18 protein-coding genes are annotated in these 18,658 nt (G+C 65.2%); 6 read left to right on the top strand and 12 right to left on the bottom strand.

Going from position 1 to position 18,658, the window contains the following annotated elements; all coding sequences use genetic code 11:
• Window positions 1–42: 42 nt before the first annotated feature.
• The 8 genes from era to rpoE form a co-directional block, all read right to left on the bottom strand.
• Window positions 43–945 (bottom strand): GTPase Era, encoded by a 903-nt coding sequence (gene era, locus ABFA30_RS08680; RefSeq protein WP_225788088.1) that lies wholly within the window; start codon window positions 943–945, stop codon window positions 43–45.
• Window positions 938–1,627 carry a ribonuclease III gene (gene rnc / locus ABFA30_RS08675; RefSeq protein WP_225788087.1) on the bottom strand — a complete coding sequence of 230 codons (690 nt, stop codon included), beginning with the start codon at window positions 1,625–1,627 and terminating at the stop codon, window positions 938–940. The genes era and rnc overlap by 8 nt, the downstream gene beginning before the upstream one ends.
• A 163-nt stretch (window positions 1,628–1,790) precedes the next feature.
• Entirely contained in the window at window positions 1,791–2,645 is an 855-nt protein-coding gene (gene lepB / locus ABFA30_RS08670) for a signal peptidase I (RefSeq protein ID WP_225788086.1), read from the bottom strand.
• A 5-nt stretch (window positions 2,646–2,650) separates the two neighbouring features.
• On the bottom strand, window positions 2,651–4,450 hold the full coding sequence (gene lepA, locus ABFA30_RS08665) for a translation elongation factor 4 (RefSeq protein WP_225788085.1): 1,800 nt from the start codon (window positions 4,448–4,450) through the stop codon (window positions 2,651–2,653).
• 252 nt (window positions 4,451–4,702) lie between these two features.
• A complete protein-coding gene (locus ABFA30_RS08660; RefSeq protein WP_410046036.1) occupies window positions 4,703–6,103 on the bottom strand; it encodes a DegQ family serine endoprotease in 1,401 nt (466 codons plus the stop codon).
• A gap of 201 nt (window positions 6,104–6,304) precedes the next feature.
• Window positions 6,305–7,270 carry a MucB/RseB C-terminal domain-containing protein gene (locus ABFA30_RS08655; RefSeq protein WP_225788083.1) on the bottom strand — a complete coding sequence of 322 codons (966 nt, stop codon included), beginning with the start codon at window positions 7,268–7,270 and terminating at the stop codon, window positions 6,305–6,307.
• A 12-nt stretch (window positions 7,271–7,282) separates the two neighbouring features.
• Window positions 7,283–7,873 carry a sigma-E factor negative regulatory protein gene (locus tag ABFA30_RS08650; protein WP_225788082.1) on the bottom strand — a complete coding sequence of 197 codons (591 nt, stop codon included), beginning with the start codon at window positions 7,871–7,873 and terminating at the stop codon, window positions 7,283–7,285.
• Window positions 7,874–7,904: 31 nt separating this feature from the next.
• Window positions 7,905–8,486, bottom strand: coding sequence for an RNA polymerase sigma factor RpoE (rpoE, locus tag ABFA30_RS08645; protein ID WP_003252049.1), 582 nt, complete (start codon window positions 8,484–8,486; stop codon window positions 7,905–7,907).
• A gap of 435 nt (window positions 8,487–8,921) precedes the next feature.
• Between rpoE and nadB the strand changes: the two genes are divergently transcribed.
• Window positions 8,922–10,526: an L-aspartate oxidase gene (nadB, locus tag ABFA30_RS08640; RefSeq protein ID WP_253081792.1), complete on the top strand. Its 1,605-nt coding sequence runs from the start codon at window positions 8,922–8,924 to the stop codon at window positions 10,524–10,526.
• 209 nt (window positions 10,527–10,735) lie between these two features.
• Here the strand turns inward: nadB and ABFA30_RS08635 are convergent, their stop codons facing one another.
• Together ABFA30_RS08635 and ABFA30_RS08630 are read right to left on the bottom strand one after the other, a co-directional pair.
• Window positions 10,736–11,194 carry a protein YgfX gene (locus ABFA30_RS08635; protein WP_225788080.1) on the bottom strand — a complete coding sequence of 153 codons (459 nt, stop codon included), beginning with the start codon at window positions 11,192–11,194 and terminating at the stop codon, window positions 10,736–10,738.
• On the bottom strand, window positions 11,178–11,432 hold the full coding sequence (locus tag ABFA30_RS08630; protein ID WP_225788079.1) for a succinate dehydrogenase assembly factor 2: 255 nt from the start codon (window positions 11,430–11,432) through the stop codon (window positions 11,178–11,180). The genes ABFA30_RS08635 and ABFA30_RS08630 overlap by 17 nt, the downstream gene beginning before the upstream one ends.
• 133 nt (window positions 11,433–11,565) lie before the next feature.
• Here ABFA30_RS08630 and ABFA30_RS08625 point away from each other — a divergent pair, with 133 nt between their 5' ends.
• Together ABFA30_RS08625 and ABFA30_RS08620 are read left to right on the top strand one after the other, a co-directional pair.
• Entirely contained in the window at window positions 11,566–12,507 is a 942-nt protein-coding gene (locus ABFA30_RS08625) for a YgfZ/GcvT domain-containing protein (RefSeq protein ID WP_225788078.1), read from the top strand.
• Window positions 12,508–12,562: 55 nt separating this feature from the next.
• Window positions 12,563–13,369, top strand: a complete 807-nt coding sequence (locus ABFA30_RS08620) for an HDOD domain-containing protein (RefSeq protein ID WP_253080389.1) — start codon at window positions 12,563–12,565, stop codon at window positions 13,367–13,369.
• 36 nt (window positions 13,370–13,405) lie between these two features.
• Here ABFA30_RS08620 and ABFA30_RS08615 read toward each other — a convergent pair whose 3' ends face one another.
• Together ABFA30_RS08615 and ABFA30_RS08610 are read right to left on the bottom strand one after the other, a co-directional pair.
• Window positions 13,406–14,785, bottom strand: coding sequence for a sensor histidine kinase (locus ABFA30_RS08615; protein WP_253080388.1), 1,380 nt, complete (start codon window positions 14,783–14,785; stop codon window positions 13,406–13,408).
• A complete protein-coding gene (locus ABFA30_RS08610) occupies window positions 14,778–15,455 on the bottom strand; it encodes a response regulator (RefSeq protein ID WP_410045343.1) in 678 nt (225 codons plus the stop codon). Before ABFA30_RS08610 ends, ABFA30_RS08615 begins: the two co-directional genes overlap by 8 nt.
• Window positions 15,456–15,656: 201 nt before the next feature.
• Between ABFA30_RS08610 and ABFA30_RS08605 the strand changes: the two genes are divergently transcribed.
• From ABFA30_RS08605 to ABFA30_RS08595, 3 genes are all read left to right on the top strand, one after another.
• Window positions 15,657–16,946, top strand: a complete 1,290-nt coding sequence (locus ABFA30_RS08605) for an OprD family porin (protein WP_225788074.1) — start codon at window positions 15,657–15,659, stop codon at window positions 16,944–16,946.
• A 34-nt stretch (window positions 16,947–16,980) separates the two neighbouring features.
• The gene (locus tag ABFA30_RS08600) at window positions 16,981–17,961 is read left to right on the top strand and encodes a Bug family tripartite tricarboxylate transporter substrate binding protein (RefSeq protein WP_225788073.1); all 981 of its coding nucleotides are present in this window, start codon (window positions 16,981–16,983) and stop codon (window positions 17,959–17,961) included.
• 237 nt (window positions 17,962–18,198) lie between these two features.
• A complete protein-coding gene (locus ABFA30_RS08595) occupies window positions 18,199–18,657 on the top strand; it encodes a tripartite tricarboxylate transporter TctB family protein (protein ID WP_225788072.1) in 459 nt (152 codons plus the stop codon).
• Window position 18,658 lies beyond the last annotated feature (1 nt).

Raw genomic sequence — 18,658 nt, 5'->3', positions numbered from 1 at the left:
CCCGGAGGGTGGGCGGCCCGTGAAGCGCCGGGCCGCCGGAGATTACAGGTCGCCGTAGCCCAGCGAGCGCAGGGCGCGCTCGTCGTCGGACCAGCCGCCCTTGACCTTGACCCAGAGGTTGAGCATGACCTTGGCGTCGAACAGCAGCTCCATGTCCTTGCGCGCGTCGGAGCCGATGCGTTTGATGCGCTCGCCCTTGTCGCCGATGATGATCTTCTTCTGCCCGTCACGCTCGACCAGGATCAGCGCATGGATGTGCAGCACATGGCCCTGCTGCTTGAACTCCTCGATCTCCACGGTGATCTGGTACGGCAGCTCCGCGCCGAGCTGGCGCATGATCTTCTCGCGTACCAGCTCGGCGGCGAGAAAGCGGCTGCTGCGGTCGGTGATCTGGTCTTCCGGGAAGAAATGCTCGTTCTCCGGCAGGTGCTGGCCGATCAGTTCTTCCAGCGCCTGCAGGTTGTGCCCCTGCTGGGCGGAGATCGGCACGATCTCGGCGTTCGGCAGTTGCTCCTGGAGCCATTGCAGGTGCGGGATCAGCTCGGCCTTCTCGTCCATGCGGTCGGTCTTGTTGACCGCCAGGATCACCGGGCCCTTGACGTACTGCACGCGCTCGAGCACCAGTTGGTCCTCGTCGGTCCAGCGGGTGCGGTCGACCACGAAGATCACCACGTCCACGTCCTTCAGGGCGGCCGAGGCGGTGCGGTTCATGTAGCGGTTCAGGGCCTTGTCGTTGGCCTTGTGCATGCCGGGCGTGTCGACGTAGATCGCCTGCACGTCGCCTTCGGTCTTGATGCCGAGCATGGTGTGACGGGTGGTCTGCGGCTTGCGCGAGGTGATCGCCAGCTTCTGGCCGAGGATGTGGTTGAGCAGGGTCGACTTGCCCACGTTGGGGCGGCCGACGATGGCCACGTAGCCGCAGCGGGTCGGGTTGCTATCAGTCATTGCCATTCTCCACGCCCAGGGCGATCAGTGCAGCGGCGGCGGCGACCTGCTCGGCGATACGCCGGCTCACGCCCTGGCCGCGGCTCTTGTTGTTCAGCAGCACCACTTCGCACTCGACGAAGAAGGTCCGGCAGTGAGGTTCGCCCTGGATGTCCACCACTTCATAGCGCGGCAGCTCGCAGGCACGCGACTGCAGGAACTCCTGCAGGCGGGTCTTGGGGTCCTTGTTGGTGTCGACCAGGGTCAAGCCGTCGAACTCGCCAGCCAGCCAGGCCAGGATGCGTTCGCGGGCGGTCGCCATGTCGGCGTCCAGATAGATCGCCCCGATCAGCGCCTCGAGGGCGTCGGCGAGGATCGACTCACGGCGAAAGCCGCCGCTCTTGAGCTCGCCAGACCCCAGGCGCAGGTACTCGCCCAGGTCGAAGCCGCGAGCCAGGCGGGCCAGCGTCTCGCCCTTGACCAGACGCGCGCGCAGGCGCGACAACTGGCCTTCGCGGGCCTGCGGAAAGCGCTCGAACAGCGCCTCGCCGACCACGAAGTTGAGGATCGCATCGCCCAGGAACTCCAGGCGCTCGTTGTTGCGCCCGGCATAGCTGCGATGGGTCAGGGCCAGGAGCATCTGCTCCTGGTTCTTGAAGGTATAGCCGAGCTTGCGCTCCAGGCGGGCAAGGGAAGCACTCATGGGGCCACCCGTGGGTTGTTCAACGCGTTGTTCAAATCAACATCCTGAAAGACTGTTTGGCTGTGGCCCACCACCCCGGGGCGGTGGAATCTCCCGATCCCTGAGAACACAGCCTATGTCAGAAAAGCATTCGGCGCTGTCTATCAGGACAGCGCCGTTGGTATCAATGGATCAGGCCGACCCGCGACAGGTTGGGGAAGTGGCTGAGCTTGGGCTCCGGCCAGCTCATCCACACCGCGAAGGCCTTGCCGACGATGTTCCGATCCGGAACCATGCCGTGCAGTTCCTTCGGAATGTTCGGATCGTCCCAGTAGCGGCTGTCGTTGGAGTTGTCGCGGTTGTCGCCCATCATGAAGTAGTGACCGGCCGGCACGGTCCATTGCTGGTCCGGCGGCATACGGTAACGGCTCATTTCCTTGCGGATCAGGTGCTCGGCCTCGCCCAGTTTCTCCTTGTACAGCTGGGCGCTGCCCAAGGTACCCGGCTCGGCGCCGACCAGCTGCTCGGCGACCGGCTGGCCATTGACGTACAGGCGCTTGTCGCTGGTATAGCGGACCTGATCGCCCGGCAGGCCGACCACGCGCTTGATGTAGTTGACGTTCGGGTCGCTGGGGTAACGGAACACCATCACGTCGCCGCGCTGCGGGTCACCCACCTCGATGACCTTCTTGTCGATCACCGGCAGGCGAATGCCGTAGGAGAACTTGTTCACCAGGATGAAGTCGCCCACTTCCAGGGTCGGTTTCATCGACCCCGAAGGGATCTGGAACGGCTCGACCAGGAACGAGCGCAGCACCAGCACGATGAACAGCACCGGGAAGAACGACTTGCCGTACTCGACCAGCAGCGGTTCCTTGCTCAGACGCTCGACCACCGCCATCTCGGGCTGGCTGACGCTGCCCTGGTAGTTGGCGACCGCCGCCCGCCGGCGCGGAGCCAGGAACAGCAGGTCGATCAAGCCCAACAGGCCGCAGACGGCAACGGCGATGACTAGCAACAGCGGGAAATTTAGCGACATAGGACCTAGCTATCCAACCTGAGCACGGCGAGGAAGGCCTCCTGTGGAATTTCCACGTTGCCCACCTGTTTCATGCGTTTCTTACCGGCCTTCTGCTTCTCCAGCAGCTTCTTCTTACGGCTGACGTCACCGCCATAGCACTTGGCCAGTACGTTCTTTCTGAGCGCCTTGACAGTGGTGCGCGCGATGATCTGGCCGCCGATGGCTGCCTGGATCGCCACGTCGAACATCTGCCGAGGGATCAGTTCCTTCATTTTCTCCGTCAACGCACGGCCCTTGTAGTGGGCATTGTCGCGGTGAACGATCAGCGCCAGGGCGTCTACCTTGTCGCCGTTGATCAGCACGTCCAGCTTGACCAGGTTGGCCGACTGGTAGCGATCGAAATGATAATCCAGCGAGGCATAGCCGCGGCTGGTGGACTTCAGACGGTCGAAGAAGTCGAGCACCACCTCGTTCATCGGCAGGTCGTAGCGCACCTGCACCTGGGAGCCGAGGAACTGCATGTCGCGCTGAACGCCACGCTTCTCGATGCACAGGGTGATGACGTTGCCCAGGTGCTCCTGGGGCACCAGGATGGTGGCCTGGACGATCGGCTCGCGGAAGTCGGCGACCGCCGAGACGTCCGGCAGTTTGGACGGGTTGTCGACGTAGATGGTCTCGCCGGTCTTGAGCTCGAGTTCGTAGATCACGCTCGGCGCGGTGGTGATCAGGTCCAGGTCGTATTCGCGCTCCAGGCGCTCCTGGATGATCTCCATGTGCAGCATGCCGAGGAAGCCGCAGCGGAAGCCGAAGCCGAGGGCGTCGGAGCTCTCCGGCAGGTATTGCAGCGAGGAGTCGTTCAGGGTCAGCTTCTGCAGCGCTTCGCGAAAGTCCTCGAAATCGTCGGAACTGACCGGGAACAGGCCGGCATAGACCTGCGGCTGGATCTTCTTGAAGCCGGGCAGGACCTCGACCTCGGGCGTCGAGGACAGGGTCAGGGTATCACCGACCGGGGCACCGTGGATGTCCTTGATGCTGGCGATGATGAAGCCCACCTCGCCGGCCTTGAGGTCGGCGGTCTGGGTGTGTTTCGGGGTGAAGACGCCGACGCTGTCGACCAGGTGCACCTTGCCGGTGGACTTGACCAGGATCTTGTCGCCCTTCTTGACCCGGCCGTGGCGTACACGCACCAGGGAGACGACGCCCAGGTAGTTGTCGAACCAGGAGTCGATGATCAGTGCCTGCAGGGGCGCGTCGATCTCGCCTTCGGGCGCGGGGATGGTGTGTACCAGGCGTTCGAGCACCTCGTCCACGCCCATGCCGCTCTTGGCGCTGCAGGCCACGGCGTCGGTGGCGTCGATGCCGATGATCTTCTCGATCTCGTCCTTGACGCGGTCCGGGTCGGCCTGGGGCAGGTCCATCTTGTTCAGCACCGGCATGACCTCCAGGCCCTGCTCGATGGCGGTATAGCAGTTGGCCACGGACTGGGCCTCGACGCCCTGCCCTGCGTCCACCACCAGCAGCGCGCCTTCGCACGCGGCCAGCGAACGGCTGACCTCGTAGGTGAAGTCGACGTGGCCGGGGGTGTCGATGAAGTTCAGCTGGTAGGTCTTGCCGTCCTGGGCCTTGTAGTGCAGCGTGACGCTGTGGGCCTTGATGGTGATCCCGCGCTCGCGCTCCAGATCCATGGAGTCGAGGACCTGGGCTTCCATCTCGCGTGCCGTCAGGCCACCGCACATCTGGATGAAACGGTCGGCCAGCGTCGACTTGCCATGGTCGATGTGGGCGATGATGGAGAAATTGCGGATATGACTCAAATCACTCACGGGTCAACACTCGAAAAGGCTGCGAGCCGGACGCCCGCCGAAAAATAGCCGTGAATTGTAACTCAAGCCGCAGGGATATGGGAGATTCCTCATCGGACGACATGTGTACGAATACGCTTCCTGACAGCAGGCGCGGCTCCATGCCGGCCAGGTGGGGCATTCAGCCACCTCCAGGGCCACTTCGCGCCTAGGACACCTTCATGAAAAAGGGCAGCCGAAGAAGCTGCCCTTTTCCTACCTCACACCCAGCGCTTATTCCGCCAGCTTGAAGGTAATGAAGCTGGCGCGCCCCTGGCGCAGCACGCGCATGGACACCGAACGGTTCTTCGGCAGGTCCTTGGCGATCTCGGTGAACTGCTTGGCTGAGGTGATCGCCTGGTTGTTCAGGTGGCTGATGACATCGCCCGGACGCAGGCCGATCATCGCCGCCGGGCCATCCTGGACCTCCTTGATGACGACGCCGCCCTTGAGCTCCAGGGATTTCTTCTGCTCGGCGCTCAGGTCGGTCACGGAAACCCCCAGGCGGTTGCTGCTGCGCTCGGCGCCGCCCTGGCCACCGCTACCGATCTGCACGTCGTCCTCCGGCAGCGCGCCGATGGTGACGTCCAGGTTCTGCCGCTTGCCGTTGCGAATGATCTCCAGGCGGGCCTTGTCGCCATCCTTGAGGCTACCCACCAGGTGCGGCAGGTCGGCCGACATGATGATCGGCTGGCCGTTCATGCTCAGGATCACGTCGCCCACCTGCAGGCCGCCCTTGGCTGCCGGGCCGTCTTCCAGTACCTGGGCCACCAGGGCGCCGGCCGGTTTGTCCAGGCCGAAGGATTCGGCCAGGTCCTTGTTGACCTCCTGGATCACCACGCCGAGCCAGCCGCGGCTGACCTTGCCGTCTTTCTTCAGCTGGTTGGAGACATCCAGCGCCACGTCGATCGGGATGGCGAACGACAGGCCCATGAAACCGCCGGAACGGGTGAAGATCTGCGAGTTGATCCCCACCACCTCGCCGTTCATGTTGAACAGCGGACCACCCGAGTTGCCCGGGTTGATCGCCACGTCGGTCTGGATGAACGGTACGTAGGTGTCGTTGGGCAGGGTACGGCCCTTGGCACTGACGATACCCTTGGTCACCGAGTGGTCGAAACCGAATGGCGAGCCGATGGCCAGCACCCATTCGCCGACCTTGAGCTTGCTGGAGTCACCCAGCTTGACGGTCGGCAGGTTCTTGCCGTCGACCTTGAGCAAGGCCACGTCGGTACGCGGGTCGGTGCCGACCAGCTTGGCCTGCAACTCGCTGCGGTCGGACAGGCGGACGATGATCTCGTCGGCATCGGCGACCACGTGGTTGTTGGTCAGCACGTAGCCGTCGCTGGAAATGATGAAGCCCGAGCCCAGCGACTGCGCCTCGCGCTGGCGGTCGCCACGGGGCGAACGCGGCACCTGCGGCATGTTGCGCTCGAAGAACTCGCGGAACATCGGCGGCAGGCCTTCGAGGTCCGGCATCTGCCCGGCGGCGATGCGGCGCTCTGGCAGCTTCTGCTTGGTGCTGATGTTCACCACCGCCGGCGAAGCCTGCTCGACCAGGGTGGTGAAGTCCGGCAGGGACTCCTCGGCCTGGGCCGTGAGCACCTGGCCGAGCATGAGCACGGCGGCGAACATCGAGAGATAGGATTTCAAGCGTGGTATTGACATACGGCTCCCGTCACAACGAGCGTAGTTAGCAAGTAAGGCCCCTGCACAAGCAGGAAAGGCCAGACCCCGAAAAGCCTGACCTATAGAAAATTTACGAAGGGATTGCAAATGACAATGCTTTAATTTCATTTCAGCCCAGTGACTTCCAGGCTGCCGGACAGCACGCCGTCATTGACTTGCCTGGGCATCCTGGGCCCGCATCGACAGCGCGACACGCTCGGCGGTCCCCAGGGGAATCTCCCCGACCACGGTGACCATCACCTTGCCCTTGGGCGTGTTGAGGTGGCGCGACACGGCCACGGTCGGCCCCAACTGGGCACGGGTATCAGTCCCGGCATCGTCCTTGACCGGCTCCAGGAATACCGAGAAACGCGCCAGGCCATCGTCGTACATCAGGCTGCTGACGGTGCTGTTGCGTGCCGGGTCGCGGCGCACCGAGCTGTTGATCAACTCGAAGCCCGGCGGCAGCCAGTCCGAACGCCAGCCGGCAGCGGCTTCGCTGGAGGTCGCGGCAATCCGTTCGATCGGCTTGCACGCTGCACTGGCCCGCAGGTCGTCGTCGCTCGGCTGATCGTCGGTGTCCAGGCGGGTCATCTGGAAGCGCTCGAGCAACTGGCCCTTGTCGTTGAGCATCAACGAGCGCAGGGGCAGGCCGGACCGGCGGTCCAAGTGCAATTCGAACGCGTAGCGGTGCTGGTCCCGCGGGCTGAGCGTGACGATCACCGCGTCACGCCCGGCGACCCGTGACCGGCCAGCCACGGCCAGGTCGTACCAGCTCATCAGTTTCAGGGGATCGAGCACACGCGGTGCGGAGTCTGGCGGGGTACCCACGCCACTGACCAGGGAGCCGCTGACGCACTGGACCTTGCCATCGACGCGCACGATTTCCTGGGCCGCGCCATCGAGCTGCAACAACCGCTCGCTGACCTGACCGTCCTGGACGCGGTGCCAGATATCGTGGGAAGAAAAGCTGCCATTACGTTCGTAGACGAAGGAACCCTGGTAACTCTGTTCTTGCTCGGCCCGTGCCAGCCTGCCCAGCCACTCGCTCGCCTCGGGCGAGGAGTTGGCCGCCAACGCCGGCACCGCCATGCAGCTGCCGAGCAGCAGCGACAGGAGAGGTAGCGCGCGCATGATCCTCCTTACTTAGCGGTTTTCCAGGCTGGCGGCGCGGGCATAGGGCAGAGCGGTCTCGGTGCCCTTGAGCGCGGACTCCTGGGCATGCTGGCGCAGGTACCCCGGCAGACGCTGATCCCAGCCGGCCTGGTTCTGCAGCACGCCGTTGGCCATCGGCCCGGTCGGTTGCTCACTGCTTTCACTATAGCCTGCCAGTACGGCGGGGCCCTGTGCCTGTGGCATGCTCAGGCCCTGCTGGGCTGGCTGCTGGGCAGCGAGCTCGGCGCCGGTGATCTCGTCCTGGTTGTACATGCGTACGCCAGCCAGCACGGCAACGGTCACCGAGGCGGCGACAGCCAGGCGACCGATGGTGCGCCACGGGCCCTGCTTGACCTTCGCCGGCACGGCTTCGTCGGCCAGCGCCGCGGAAACCGCCGAGGCGATGTCCAGTTTCGGCAGCAGCAGTTCCTTGTGCATGGCTGCACGGGCGATCTGGTAGCGCGACCAGGTGGCACGGGTTTCAGGATCGTCGACGGCGTTCAACACCCGACGCAGTTCAAGTTCGTCCGCTTCGTTATCCATCACCGCGGACAGCGATTCCTGCAAAGCTTCACGACTCATGGCGGTTCCTCTCTTGGCTGTCGCCGCTGTCTCAGGTTTCCTGCAATAGAGGCTGCAGGGCTTTGTCTATGGCCTCCCGAGCGCGGAAGATTCGAGAGCGCACGGTACCCACCGGACATTGCATGACACTGGCAATGTCTTCGTAACTCAGTCCGTCGAACTCACGCAGGGTCAAGGCCGTACGCAGGTCCTCGGGCAGTTGCTGGATGGTGCGATGGACAGTGCCTTCGATTTCATCCCGCAACAACGAGCGCTCTGGGGACTCGAGATCCTTGAGACCATGATCGCCGTCGTAAAACTCCGCATCCTCGGAGCTCACATCGCTGTCTGGCGGCCGTCTTCCACGGGACACCAGGTAGTTCTTCGCCGTGTTGATGGCGATGCGGTACAGCCAGGTATAGAACGCGCTGTCACCGCGAAAATTTCCCAGCGCCCGGTAGGCCTTGATGAAAGCCTCCTGAGCCACATCCTGGGCTTCATGGGTGTCGTGGACGAACCGCACGATCAACCCGAGAATCTTGTGCTGATACTTCAGCACCAACAGATCGAACGCTCGCCTGTCGCCGCGCTGCACGCGCTCGACAAGCTGCTGATCCTCTTCCTGGGTTAGCATGAACACTCCTCAGTGGACTCGAAGGAGCGTTGCAACAGCCATCGTTCAGGCTTGCAACCATAGACTCGGGCTTTGCGCAAAAGTTCTCCCCTCCAAGCAAGTTTCCTGCGGCCCTTGGTCGGCTCGCACGAAAGACGCAGCGCGGTCGTGGCCGGCTGCGTCGATAATCAGGTTTCGAATACGCAGGTGTCAGCCCGGATAGAGCTGCCGCCATGCGTCGCCGCGGCATTTGTGGCGTGCGGGCAGCCTTCTTAGGATTTCCGCCGATGATGGAAAGTTCCCACGAAGATCTGCGCAACGGCGTAGACGCCATTGGAAATCAGGCACCTGTGACTGCTATAAAGGCAGCCCGGTCACGTTTCACGATAGTTTCACAATGCCATCTGCGCATGACTATTGTGCCGCTCCCTCACTCAAGAATACTAGTGTCCCGACATGAGCCAACAATTCCAACATGATGTCCTGGTGATCGGCAGCGGCGCCGCCGGCCTCAGCCTGGCACTGAACCTTCCCAGCCATCTGCGCATCGCCGTGCTGAGCAAGGGCGACCTGGCCAACGGTTCGACCTTCTGGGCCCAGGGCGGCGTCGCGGCTGTGCTCGACGATACCGACACCGTGCAATCCCATGTCGAGGACACGCTCAACGCCGGTGGCGGCCTGTGCCATGAAGACGCCGTGCGCTTTACCGTCGAGCACAGCCGCGAGGCCATCCAGTGGCTGATCGAGCAAGGCGTGCCATTTACCCGCGACGAGCACTACAGCGTCGACGATGGCGGCTTCGAATTCCACTTGACCCGCGAGGGCGGGCACAGCCACCGACGCATCATCCATGCCGCCGACGCCACCGGTGCGGCGATCTTCACCACCCTGCTGGCCCAGGCCCGGCAACGGCCGAACATCGAGCTGCTGGAACAGCGCGTGGCGGTCGACCTGATCACCGAACGCCGCCTGGGCCTGCCCGGCGAGCGCTGCCTGGGCGCCTACGTGCTGGACCGCAACAGCGGCGAAGTCGACACCTTCGGCGCGCGCTTCACCGTGCTGGCCACTGGTGGCGCGGCCAAGGTCTACCTCTACACCAGCAACCCCGACGGTGCCTGCGGCGACGGTATCGCCATGGCCTGGCGCGCCGGCTGCCGGGTGGCCAACCTCGAATTCAACCAGTTCCATCCCACCTGCCTCTACCACCCGCAGGCCAAGAGCTTCCTGATCACCGAGGCCCTGCGCGGCGAGGGCGCCCTGCTGCGCCTGCCCAACGGCGAGCGCTTCATGCCGCGCTTCGACCCGCGCGAGGAGCTGGCGCCCCGCGACATCGTGGCCCGGGCCATCGACCATGAGATGAAGCGCCTGGGCGTGGACTGCGTATACCTGGACATCACCCACAAGCCGGCCGATTTCATCAAGAGCCACTTCCCCACCGTCTACGAGCGCTGCCTGGCCTTCGGCATCGACATCACCCGACAACCGATCCCGGTGGTTCCGGCCGCCCACTACACCTGCGGCGGTGTGATGGTCGACGATCGCGGCCACACCGACGTGCCAGGCCTGTACGCCATCGGAGAAACCAGCTTCACCGGCTTGCATGGCGCCAACCGCATGGCCAGCAATTCGCTGCTGGAGTGCTTCGTCTATGGCCGCGCCGCCGCCGCCGACATCGCGGCGCACCTGGACCAGGTGGGCATGCCCGCCGCCCTGCCCTGCTGGGACGCAAGCCAGGTCACCGACTCGGACGAGGACGTGATCATCGCGCACAACTGGGACGAACTGCGGCGATTCATGTGGGACTACGTGGGCATCGTGCGCACCAGCAAGCGCCTGCAGCGTGCCGAGCACCGGGTGCGCCTGCTGCTGGACGAGATCGACGAGTTCTACAGCAACTACAAGGTCAGCCGCGACCTGATCGAGTTGCGCAACCTGGCCCAGGTGGCGGAACTGATGATCCGCTCGGCCATGCAGCGCAAGGAAAGCCGCGGGCTGCACTACACCCTCGACTACCCAGGCATGCTGCCCGAGGCGCGGGATACCATCCTGAACCCGCTCTGAGGTCGTCGCGGCGATGGGTCTAAACGGGGGACTTAGTCTGATGTGACATCGATTGGGGCTGCCTTGCAGCCCTTCGCGGGCAAGCCCGCTCCCACAGGATCGTGCATTCCTTGAGGCTTGCAGCATACTTCTGGGAGCGGGCTTGCCCGCGAAGGGCCGCAAGGCGGCCCCAATGGCTTAAGTGAACAGCATTAGGGGCTTACCCTGCCCTACAGAGAGCCCACTACCGACCACCTGCGGCGGCTGAACTTCAACCGCACACGCAAGCGCCGATGCATATCCCGGCCCAGTGCATCCTTGGGAATGCACTGGGCCTCCCCGAAGCGCCGCCCCGGACGCACGTACCGCAACACCACCAGCCCAGGCAGCGCCACGCTGTCGCGGCACAGGCGCACCGGCTGCCAGCCCCGGGCGCGACTGAACAGCCGCCAGCCCGACGGGTCACGGCGCAGGCCGGTGATCGCCTCGGGATGCGTCAGCAGGATACGGCGGGGAATGGCCCAGCAGGCGTGGGCAACGCAGGCGACCGCCAGGGGCAGGGTCACCCACCAGGGCTGCGCCCCCAGGCCAAGGGCCGCGAACGCCAGCACCTGGCAGGCCAGGTAGGCCGTCAGCAGCAGGCGCGAGCCCTGCCAACGGCACTCGAAATGCTCACTTGGGCTGGACACGGTCCAGGATGATGCGGACCATGCGCTGCAACTCAGGGTCCTCGGACTCGTTGCGCTCCATGAACCAGCCGAACAGGTCCTGGTCCTCACAGGTCAGCAGGCGACGGTACAGCTCGCGGTCCGCTTCGCTCAGGCTGGGGTAGACCTCCTGGGTGAATGGCACCAGCAGTACGTCCAGTTCCAGCATGCCACGGCGGCTGTGCCAGAAAAGCCGGTTGAGTTCAGTTTGTTCGACCATGGGGCCCTCCTCGAATGGCCGGCCAGTATACCGTGCCGCGAACACCGCGGCACAAGGCGTTGGTCTAGTCACCTACCTATTTTGTTACCGGCGTTCTATGATGGCCGCCAGTCTCCAGCAACCGCGATGACCCATGGCCGATTCCGCTTTCTTCTGTCCCCTGTCCCACGAGGGCATCCTCGCTGTCCGCGGCTCCGATGCCGGCAAGTTCCTGCAAGGCCAGCTGACCTGCAACATCAACTACCTCAGCCAGGAACACGCCAGCCTCGGCGCCCGTTGCATGGTCAAGGGCCGCATGCAATCGAGCTTCCGCATCCTGCCGGAAGGCAACGGCTACCTGCTGGCCATGGCCAGCGAACTGCTCGAACCGCAATTGGCCGACCTGAAGAAATACGCGGTGTTCTCCAAGGCCACCCTCACCGACGAAAGCAGCGCCTGGGCCCGCTTCGGCCTGCAACACGGCGAGGCCGCCCTGCAGGCCCTGGGCCTGGCCGTACCCGGCGAGGCTGGCGCCACCGTACGCCATGACGACCTGATCGCCATCAACGTCAGCGCAGGCCGTGTGGAGCTCTGGGTGCCCGCCCCGCAGGCCGGCGACGTGCGCGCGAAACTGGCCGCCAGCCTGGCGCAAGGCAGCCTCGACGACTGGCTGCTGGGCCAGGTGCGCGCCGGTATCGGCCAAGTCATGGGCCCGACCCGCGAGCTGTTCATCCCACAGATGATCAACCTGCAGGCCGTCGGCGGCGTGAGCTTCAAGAAAGGCTGCTACACCGGCCAGGAAATCGTCGCGCGCATGCAGTACCTGGGCAAGCTCAAGCGCCGCCAGTATCGCCTGGCCCTGGACCAGGCCGAGGTACCGGCCCCTGGCACCGCGATCTTCTCGCCGACCCACGGCTCGTCGGTCGGCGAAGTGGTCATCGCGGCCAGCAGTGGCCAGGGCTGCGAATTGCTCGCGGTGCTCAGCGCCGAAGCGGTGGAGGATGACAACCTGCACCTGGGCAGCCTCGAAGGCCCGCGCCTGGAGCTGCTGAGCCTGCCCTACGAACTGGACCGCGACCGGGAAATCCAGCGCTGACCAGCCTGCCCCGCCGTACCGGCGGGGCCGCACCACCACTGCGGTAGAGAAACCCATGAACAAGCTGGCCGAGATGGTCCAAGCGCAATTGCTCGCTGCCATCGACAACGACGACCTGGTGTTGCCGACCTTGCCGGAGGTTGCCCTGAGCATCCGCGAGGCCGCCGAGAACAGCGAGATCAGCGTCGCCGCCCTGAGCAGGGTGATCGGCCGCGACGCCGCGCTGTCGGCACGCCTGATCAAGGTGGTCAACAGCCCCCTGCTGCGGGCCACGGTGGAGGTCACCGACCTGCACACCGCCATCACCCGCCTGGGTATCAACTACAGCTGCAACCTGGCGATCGGCCTGGTGATCGAGCAGATCTTCCATGCCCGCTCACCGGCTGTGGAACAAAAACTACGGGATATCTGGGCCAACAGCCTGGAAGTTGCAGGCATCAGCTATGAACTGTGCCGCCGCCATACCCAGCTCAAGCCCGACCAGGCAACCCTCGGTGGCCTGGTCCACCAGATCGGCGCATTGCCGGTGCTGATCTATGCCGAGGAACACAACGAGCTGCTCTCCGATCCAGTGTGCCTGCACTACGTGATCGAGCAGATCCATCCGGTGCTGGGTGACAAGATCCTCAGTGCCTGGGAGTTTCCCGAGCAGTTGGCCAACCTGCCCAGTCAGGTCCAGGACCTGGACCGGCGTACCGACAAGATCGACTACATCGACATCGTGCAGGTCGCCCGCTGCATCAGCCAGCGGACCCGCAGCCGCCCGCTGGCCGCCCTGCCCGCCTACCACCACCTCGGCCTGCCCCAGGGTACCGAACTGGATGTCATGGACCTGCTCGACGCGCGCAGCATGTTGCGCTGAGGGTAACGCGCCGATCTGGGGCACGGCCCCCAGCGCTCAATCGGCGATGAAACTGACCCGCACCCGCAACCCACCCTGCTCGCCATCGTGCAGGCTGATCTGCGCCAGGTGCGCCCGGCAGATCTCGCCGACGATCGCCAACCCCAGCCCGGTGCCCTGGGCGCTACGCCGGTAGAAACGCTCGAACACCCGCTCGCGCTCCTCCTCGGGAATCCCCGGCCCGTCGTCCTCCACTTCGAGGATGGCCGGCGCCAGTACCCGCAGGATCACGTTGCCGCCGACCGGCGTATGGGCCAGGGCATTGTCCACCAGGTTGCTGAGCAGTTCGTTGAGCAAGGTCGGCTCGCCCTTGAGCCACACCGGCGCCTGCGCCTCCAGGGCCAGGGCCACGCCCCGGGCATGGGCCAGCGGCGCCATGGCCAGGCCCAGTTCACGGGCCAGCTGGCTGAGGTCCAGGCGCTGCGCACCGCCTTCGGCGATCGCCCGCGCACCGTTTTCCACCCGCGCCAGCGACAGCAGCTGGTTGGCCAGATGGGTCAGCCGATCGGTGCCCTGGGCAGCAGCCTCCAGGGTCTGCCGCCATTGCTCCGGCTCGTGCGAGCGCAAGCCCAGCTCGACCCGTGCCTTGAGCGCCGCCAGGGGGGTGCGCAGCTCATGGGCGGCATCGGCGATGAACTGGGCCTGGCGCTCGAACTGGCCACGCAAGCGTTCGGTGAAGTGGTTCAAGGCCCGCACCAGGGGGCCGAGTTCGCGCTGCACCTGCACCACCGGCAGGGCGCGCAGGTCGTCGGGCTGGCGCTCTTCCACCGCCGTGCGCAGCCGCTCCAGCGGACGCAGCGCGGCGCTGACGGCGAACCACACCACCACCAGCGCGGCCAGGGCCAGCATGCCCAGGCGCAGCAAGGTATCGGCCATCAGGCCACGGGCCATGCGCACCCGTGCTTCCTCCGTCTCGGCCACGCGGATCTCGGCCATGCCATTCATGTTCGGCTCGCTGACCGCCTTGAGCAGGCTGACCACCCGCACGTCCTGGCCCAGGTAGGTGGCATCGTAGAAGCGTGCCAGGGCCGGGTAGTCGTCGGTACGTGGCGTGCCCGGCGGGGGCGCTGGCAGGTTCTCGTAGCCGGAGATCAGCCGCTGGTGGATATCCAGCACCTGGTAGTAGATGCGCCCGGCGCTGTCGTAGGCGAAGGTATCCAGGGCCACGTAGGGCACGTCGGCGCTGAGGGTACCGTCGCGCTGCGACAGGCCGGCGGCGATGGTCCGCGCCGACGCCAGCAAGGTGCGGTCGTAGGCGGTGTCGGCGGCCTCGCGGCCGTTCCAGTAGGCACTCAAGCCACTGGCCAGCATCAACACCACCAGCAGCAGGGCCAGGTTGCCCAGCAGGCGCCAGCGCAGGCTGCCGTCGTCACGCATCGCGGTGCTCGAGCAGGTAGCCGAGCCCCCTGAAGGTAACGATGGCCACCGGGTGGCCGTCGAGTTTCTTGCGCAGGCGGTGGATGTAGATCTCGATGGCATCGGGGCTGGCCTCCTCGTCCAGGCCGAACACCTGGGCGGCCAGTTGCTCCTTGCTCATCACCCGCCCAGGGCGGGCGATCAGCGCCTCGAGCACGCTCTGCTCGCGCTGGGTCAGGGTCAGGGTCAGGGCCTCGTCCTGCAGGGTGAAGCGCCGGGTGTCCAGGTCGTAGACCAGCGGGCCGCAGCGTTGCTGGCGCTCGCCACCGAGCACGCTGCGACGCAGCAGGGCCTTGACCCGCGCCTCCAGCTCGGTCAGCTCGAAGGGCTTGGCCAGGTAGTCGTCGGCGCCCAGGTTCAGGCCATGGACCCGGTCCTTGACGTCGCTGCGCGCAGTCAGCATCAGCACCGGCAAGGTCTTGCCCCGCCCACGCAGGCGCGCCAGCACCTCGAACCCGTCCATGCGCGGCAGGCCGACATCGAGCACGGCCACGGCATAGTCCTCGCTGGCCAGGGCCAGGTCGGCGGCCACGCCATCGTGCAGCACATCCACGGTCAGGCCCTGGCTCTTGAGGGCCTGGGCCACGCTTTCGGCCAGTGGCAGGTGGTCTTCGACCAGCAACACACGCATCGGATTCTCCCGGCTCGGGTGGGGCGTTGGCGCGGAGTGTACCGCTGTCGAGGGGCCTGTGAAGCCCTTGTGGCAAACCTTTCACGCTGAAAGGTTAGCGAAAGGTTCATTCCCTAGCATCGCACCACGGTCGCCCCATGCGCCGCAAGAAAGCACCAGCAAGGTGCACCGAAATAAGAACAATAAACGGAGTTTCCGACGATGCTGTCCACGCAGCCCCGGGCGTTCGCGCCTATCCGTTCCCTGTCCGCACGTCCCTGCACCCTCGCCAGCGCCCTCGCGCTCGCCGGTGTCGCCCCGATGAGCCAGGCCGCCTTCTTCGAAGACAGCACGGCCACCTTCGAAACCCGCAACATGTATTTCAACCGCGACTTCCGCGACGGCACCAGCGCGCAGCAATCCAAGCGCGACGAGTGGGCCCAGGGGTTCATGCTCAACTTCGAGTCCGGCTATACCGAAGGCACCGTGGGGTTCGGCCTGGATGCGCTGGGCATGCTCGGCATCAAGCTCGATTCCAGCCCCGACCGCACCGACAGCGGCCTGCTGCCGACCCATGACGATGGCAAGGCGGCCGACGAATACTCCAAGCTCGGCCTGACCGGCAAGGTCAAGGTTTCCAAGACCGAGCTGAAGATCGGCACGCTGATCCCGGAACTGCCGACCCTGCAGCCCAACGATGGCCGCATCCTGCCGCAGACCTTCGAAGGCGGCCTGGTCACCTCGCAGGAGATCAAGGACCTGACCTTCACCGGCGGCCGCCTGGAAAAGGCCAAGGACCGCAACGACACCAACTGGGAAGACATCGCCCTCAACAACAAGAACGGCCGCTTCGGCGGTACCTTCTCCGCCGACCACTACGACCTCGCCGGCCTGGACTACCAGTTCACCGACCGCATCACCGGCAGCTACCACTTCGCCCAGCTCGACGATATCTACCGCCAGCACTTCCTCGGCATGGTCGCCACCCAGCCCTGGGGCCCGGGCACCTTCGGCGCCGACCTGCGCCTGGCGGTCAGCGACGACCAGGGGCAGGCCAAGGCCGGCAGCATCGACAACACCACCGTCAATGGCATGCTCAGCTATGCCCTGGACGGGCACAAGCTCAGCGCCGCCTACCAGCACCTGTCCGGCGACAGCGCCTTCCCCTACGTCGATGGCGCCGACCCGTACCTGGTCAACTTCGTCCAGATCAACGACTTCGCCGGCGCCGACGAGCGCTCCTGGCAGCTGCGCTACGACTACAACTTCGCCGCCCTCGGTATCCCCGGCCTGACCTTCATGACCCGCTACATCAGCGGCGACAACGTCAGCCGTGCCGACGGCAGCGAGGGCAAGGAGTGGGAGCGCAACACCGAGTTCAAGTACGTGGTACAAAGCGGCCCGTTGAAGGACGTCGCCGTGCGCCTGCGTAATGCCACCTTCCGCTCGAATTTTGCCCGCGACGCCGACGAAGTGCGGCTGCTGGTGAGCTACAGCGTGGCCCTGTGGTAATCCCTACAACAACAATGCCTCACGGAGATAGACGATGACCTTTTCACTGCGCCGCCTCGTCCTCGCCACCGGCTGCCTGCTGCTGGCCGGCAACGCCCTGGCCGCCGAGCCGAAACGCCCAGAATGCATCGCCCCCGCCTCGCCCGGCGGCGGCTTCGACCTGACCTGCAAGCTGGTGCAGAGCGCCCTGGTCAACGAGAAGATCCTCAGCAAGCCCATGCGCGTGACCTACATGCCCGGCGGCGTCGGCGCGGTGGCCTACAACGCCGTTGTCGCGCAGCGTCCGGCCGATGGCGGGACCCTGGTGGCCTGGTCCAGCGGCTCGCTGCTCAACCTGGCCCAGGGCAAGTTCGGCCGCTTCGACGAGAACGCCGTGAAGTGGCTGGCGGCGGTCGGCACCAGCTACGGCGCCATCGCGGTGAAGAAGGACTCACCCTACAAGAACCTCGACGACCTGGTCGCAGCGCTGAAGAAGGACCCGGGCAAGGTGGTGATCGGCTCCGGCGGCACCGTCGGCAGCCAGGACTGGATGCAGACCGCACTGATCGCCAAGGCCGCCGGCATCGACCCGCGTGACCTGCGCTACGTAGCCCTGGAAGGCGGCGGCGAGATCGCCACCGCGCTGCTCGGCGGGCACATCCAGGTCGGCTCCACCGACATCTCCGACTCCATGCCGCACATCCAGAGCGGCGACATGCGCATCCTGGCGGTGTTCTCCGAAAACCGCCTGGACGAGCCTGAGATGAAGGACATCCCCACCGCCAAGGAGCAGGGCTACGACATCGTCTGGCCGGTGGTGCGCGGCTTCTACCTGGGGCCGAAGGTCAGCGACGAGGACTACGCCTGGTGGAAAGCCTCGTTCGACAAGCTGCTGGCCTCGGAGGACTTCGCCAAGCTGCGCGACCAGCGCGAGATGTTCCCGTTCGCCATGACCGGCGAAGAACTCGACGGCTACGTGAAGAAACAGGTTGCCGACTACAAGGCGCTGGCCCGGGAATTCGGGCTGATCCAGTAACAGTTAGTGTCCTGTCTCGGAAATAAGCTGTTCGCTTTTGGCGGCGTCTTGGGCGCCCGGCCGGCGTTGCCACTCCTCGCCATAGCCCTGCTATGACTCGTCGCGGCGCCTTGGCCGAACACCCAAGCCACTCGCCAAAAGAGAACGTATTTCCAAGACAGGACACTAGAGCCATGCGGGGGCGGCCTTTCACGACACCAGGCCGCGCCCACAGTCGAGACTACCGAGGATTCTTCGATGATCCTGCAACGCATCTTCGCCCTGGCCCTGCTGGCGGTGTGCGCCGCCCTGGCCGTGATGGCCTGGCCTTACCAGGCCGCGTTTTCCTACGAACCGGTGGGCCCCCGCGCCTACCCGCTGCTGATGCTCGGCCTGATGGGCGTGGCGCTGCTCTACCTTGCCTTTCGTCCTACGCCCATCGTGCGCAAGGACGACGAGCCGGAGCTGGACCGCCCCACCCTGATCAAGATCACGACCTGTGTCGGCCTGTTGATCGTCTTCGCCAGCACCTTCGAGTCCCTGGGTTTCATCCTCAGCGCCATCCTCGTCGGCGTGCCGATGGCCCGGCTGTACGGCGGGCGCTGGTTGTCCAGCGTCATCGTGGTCGCGGCCATGAGCGCACTGCTCTACTGGCTGTTCGACCACGTGATGGACGTGCCCCTGCCCCTTGGCCTGCTGGACGTACTGGAGAACTGAC

Origin of the sequence: Pseudomonas sp. HLMP, assembly GCF_046365545.1 — a bacterium.
GTDB lineage: Bacteria > Pseudomonadota > Gammaproteobacteria > Pseudomonadales > Pseudomonadaceae > Aquipseudomonas > Aquipseudomonas guariconensis_B.
This window is presented reverse-complemented; position numbering and strand designations above follow the sequence as displayed.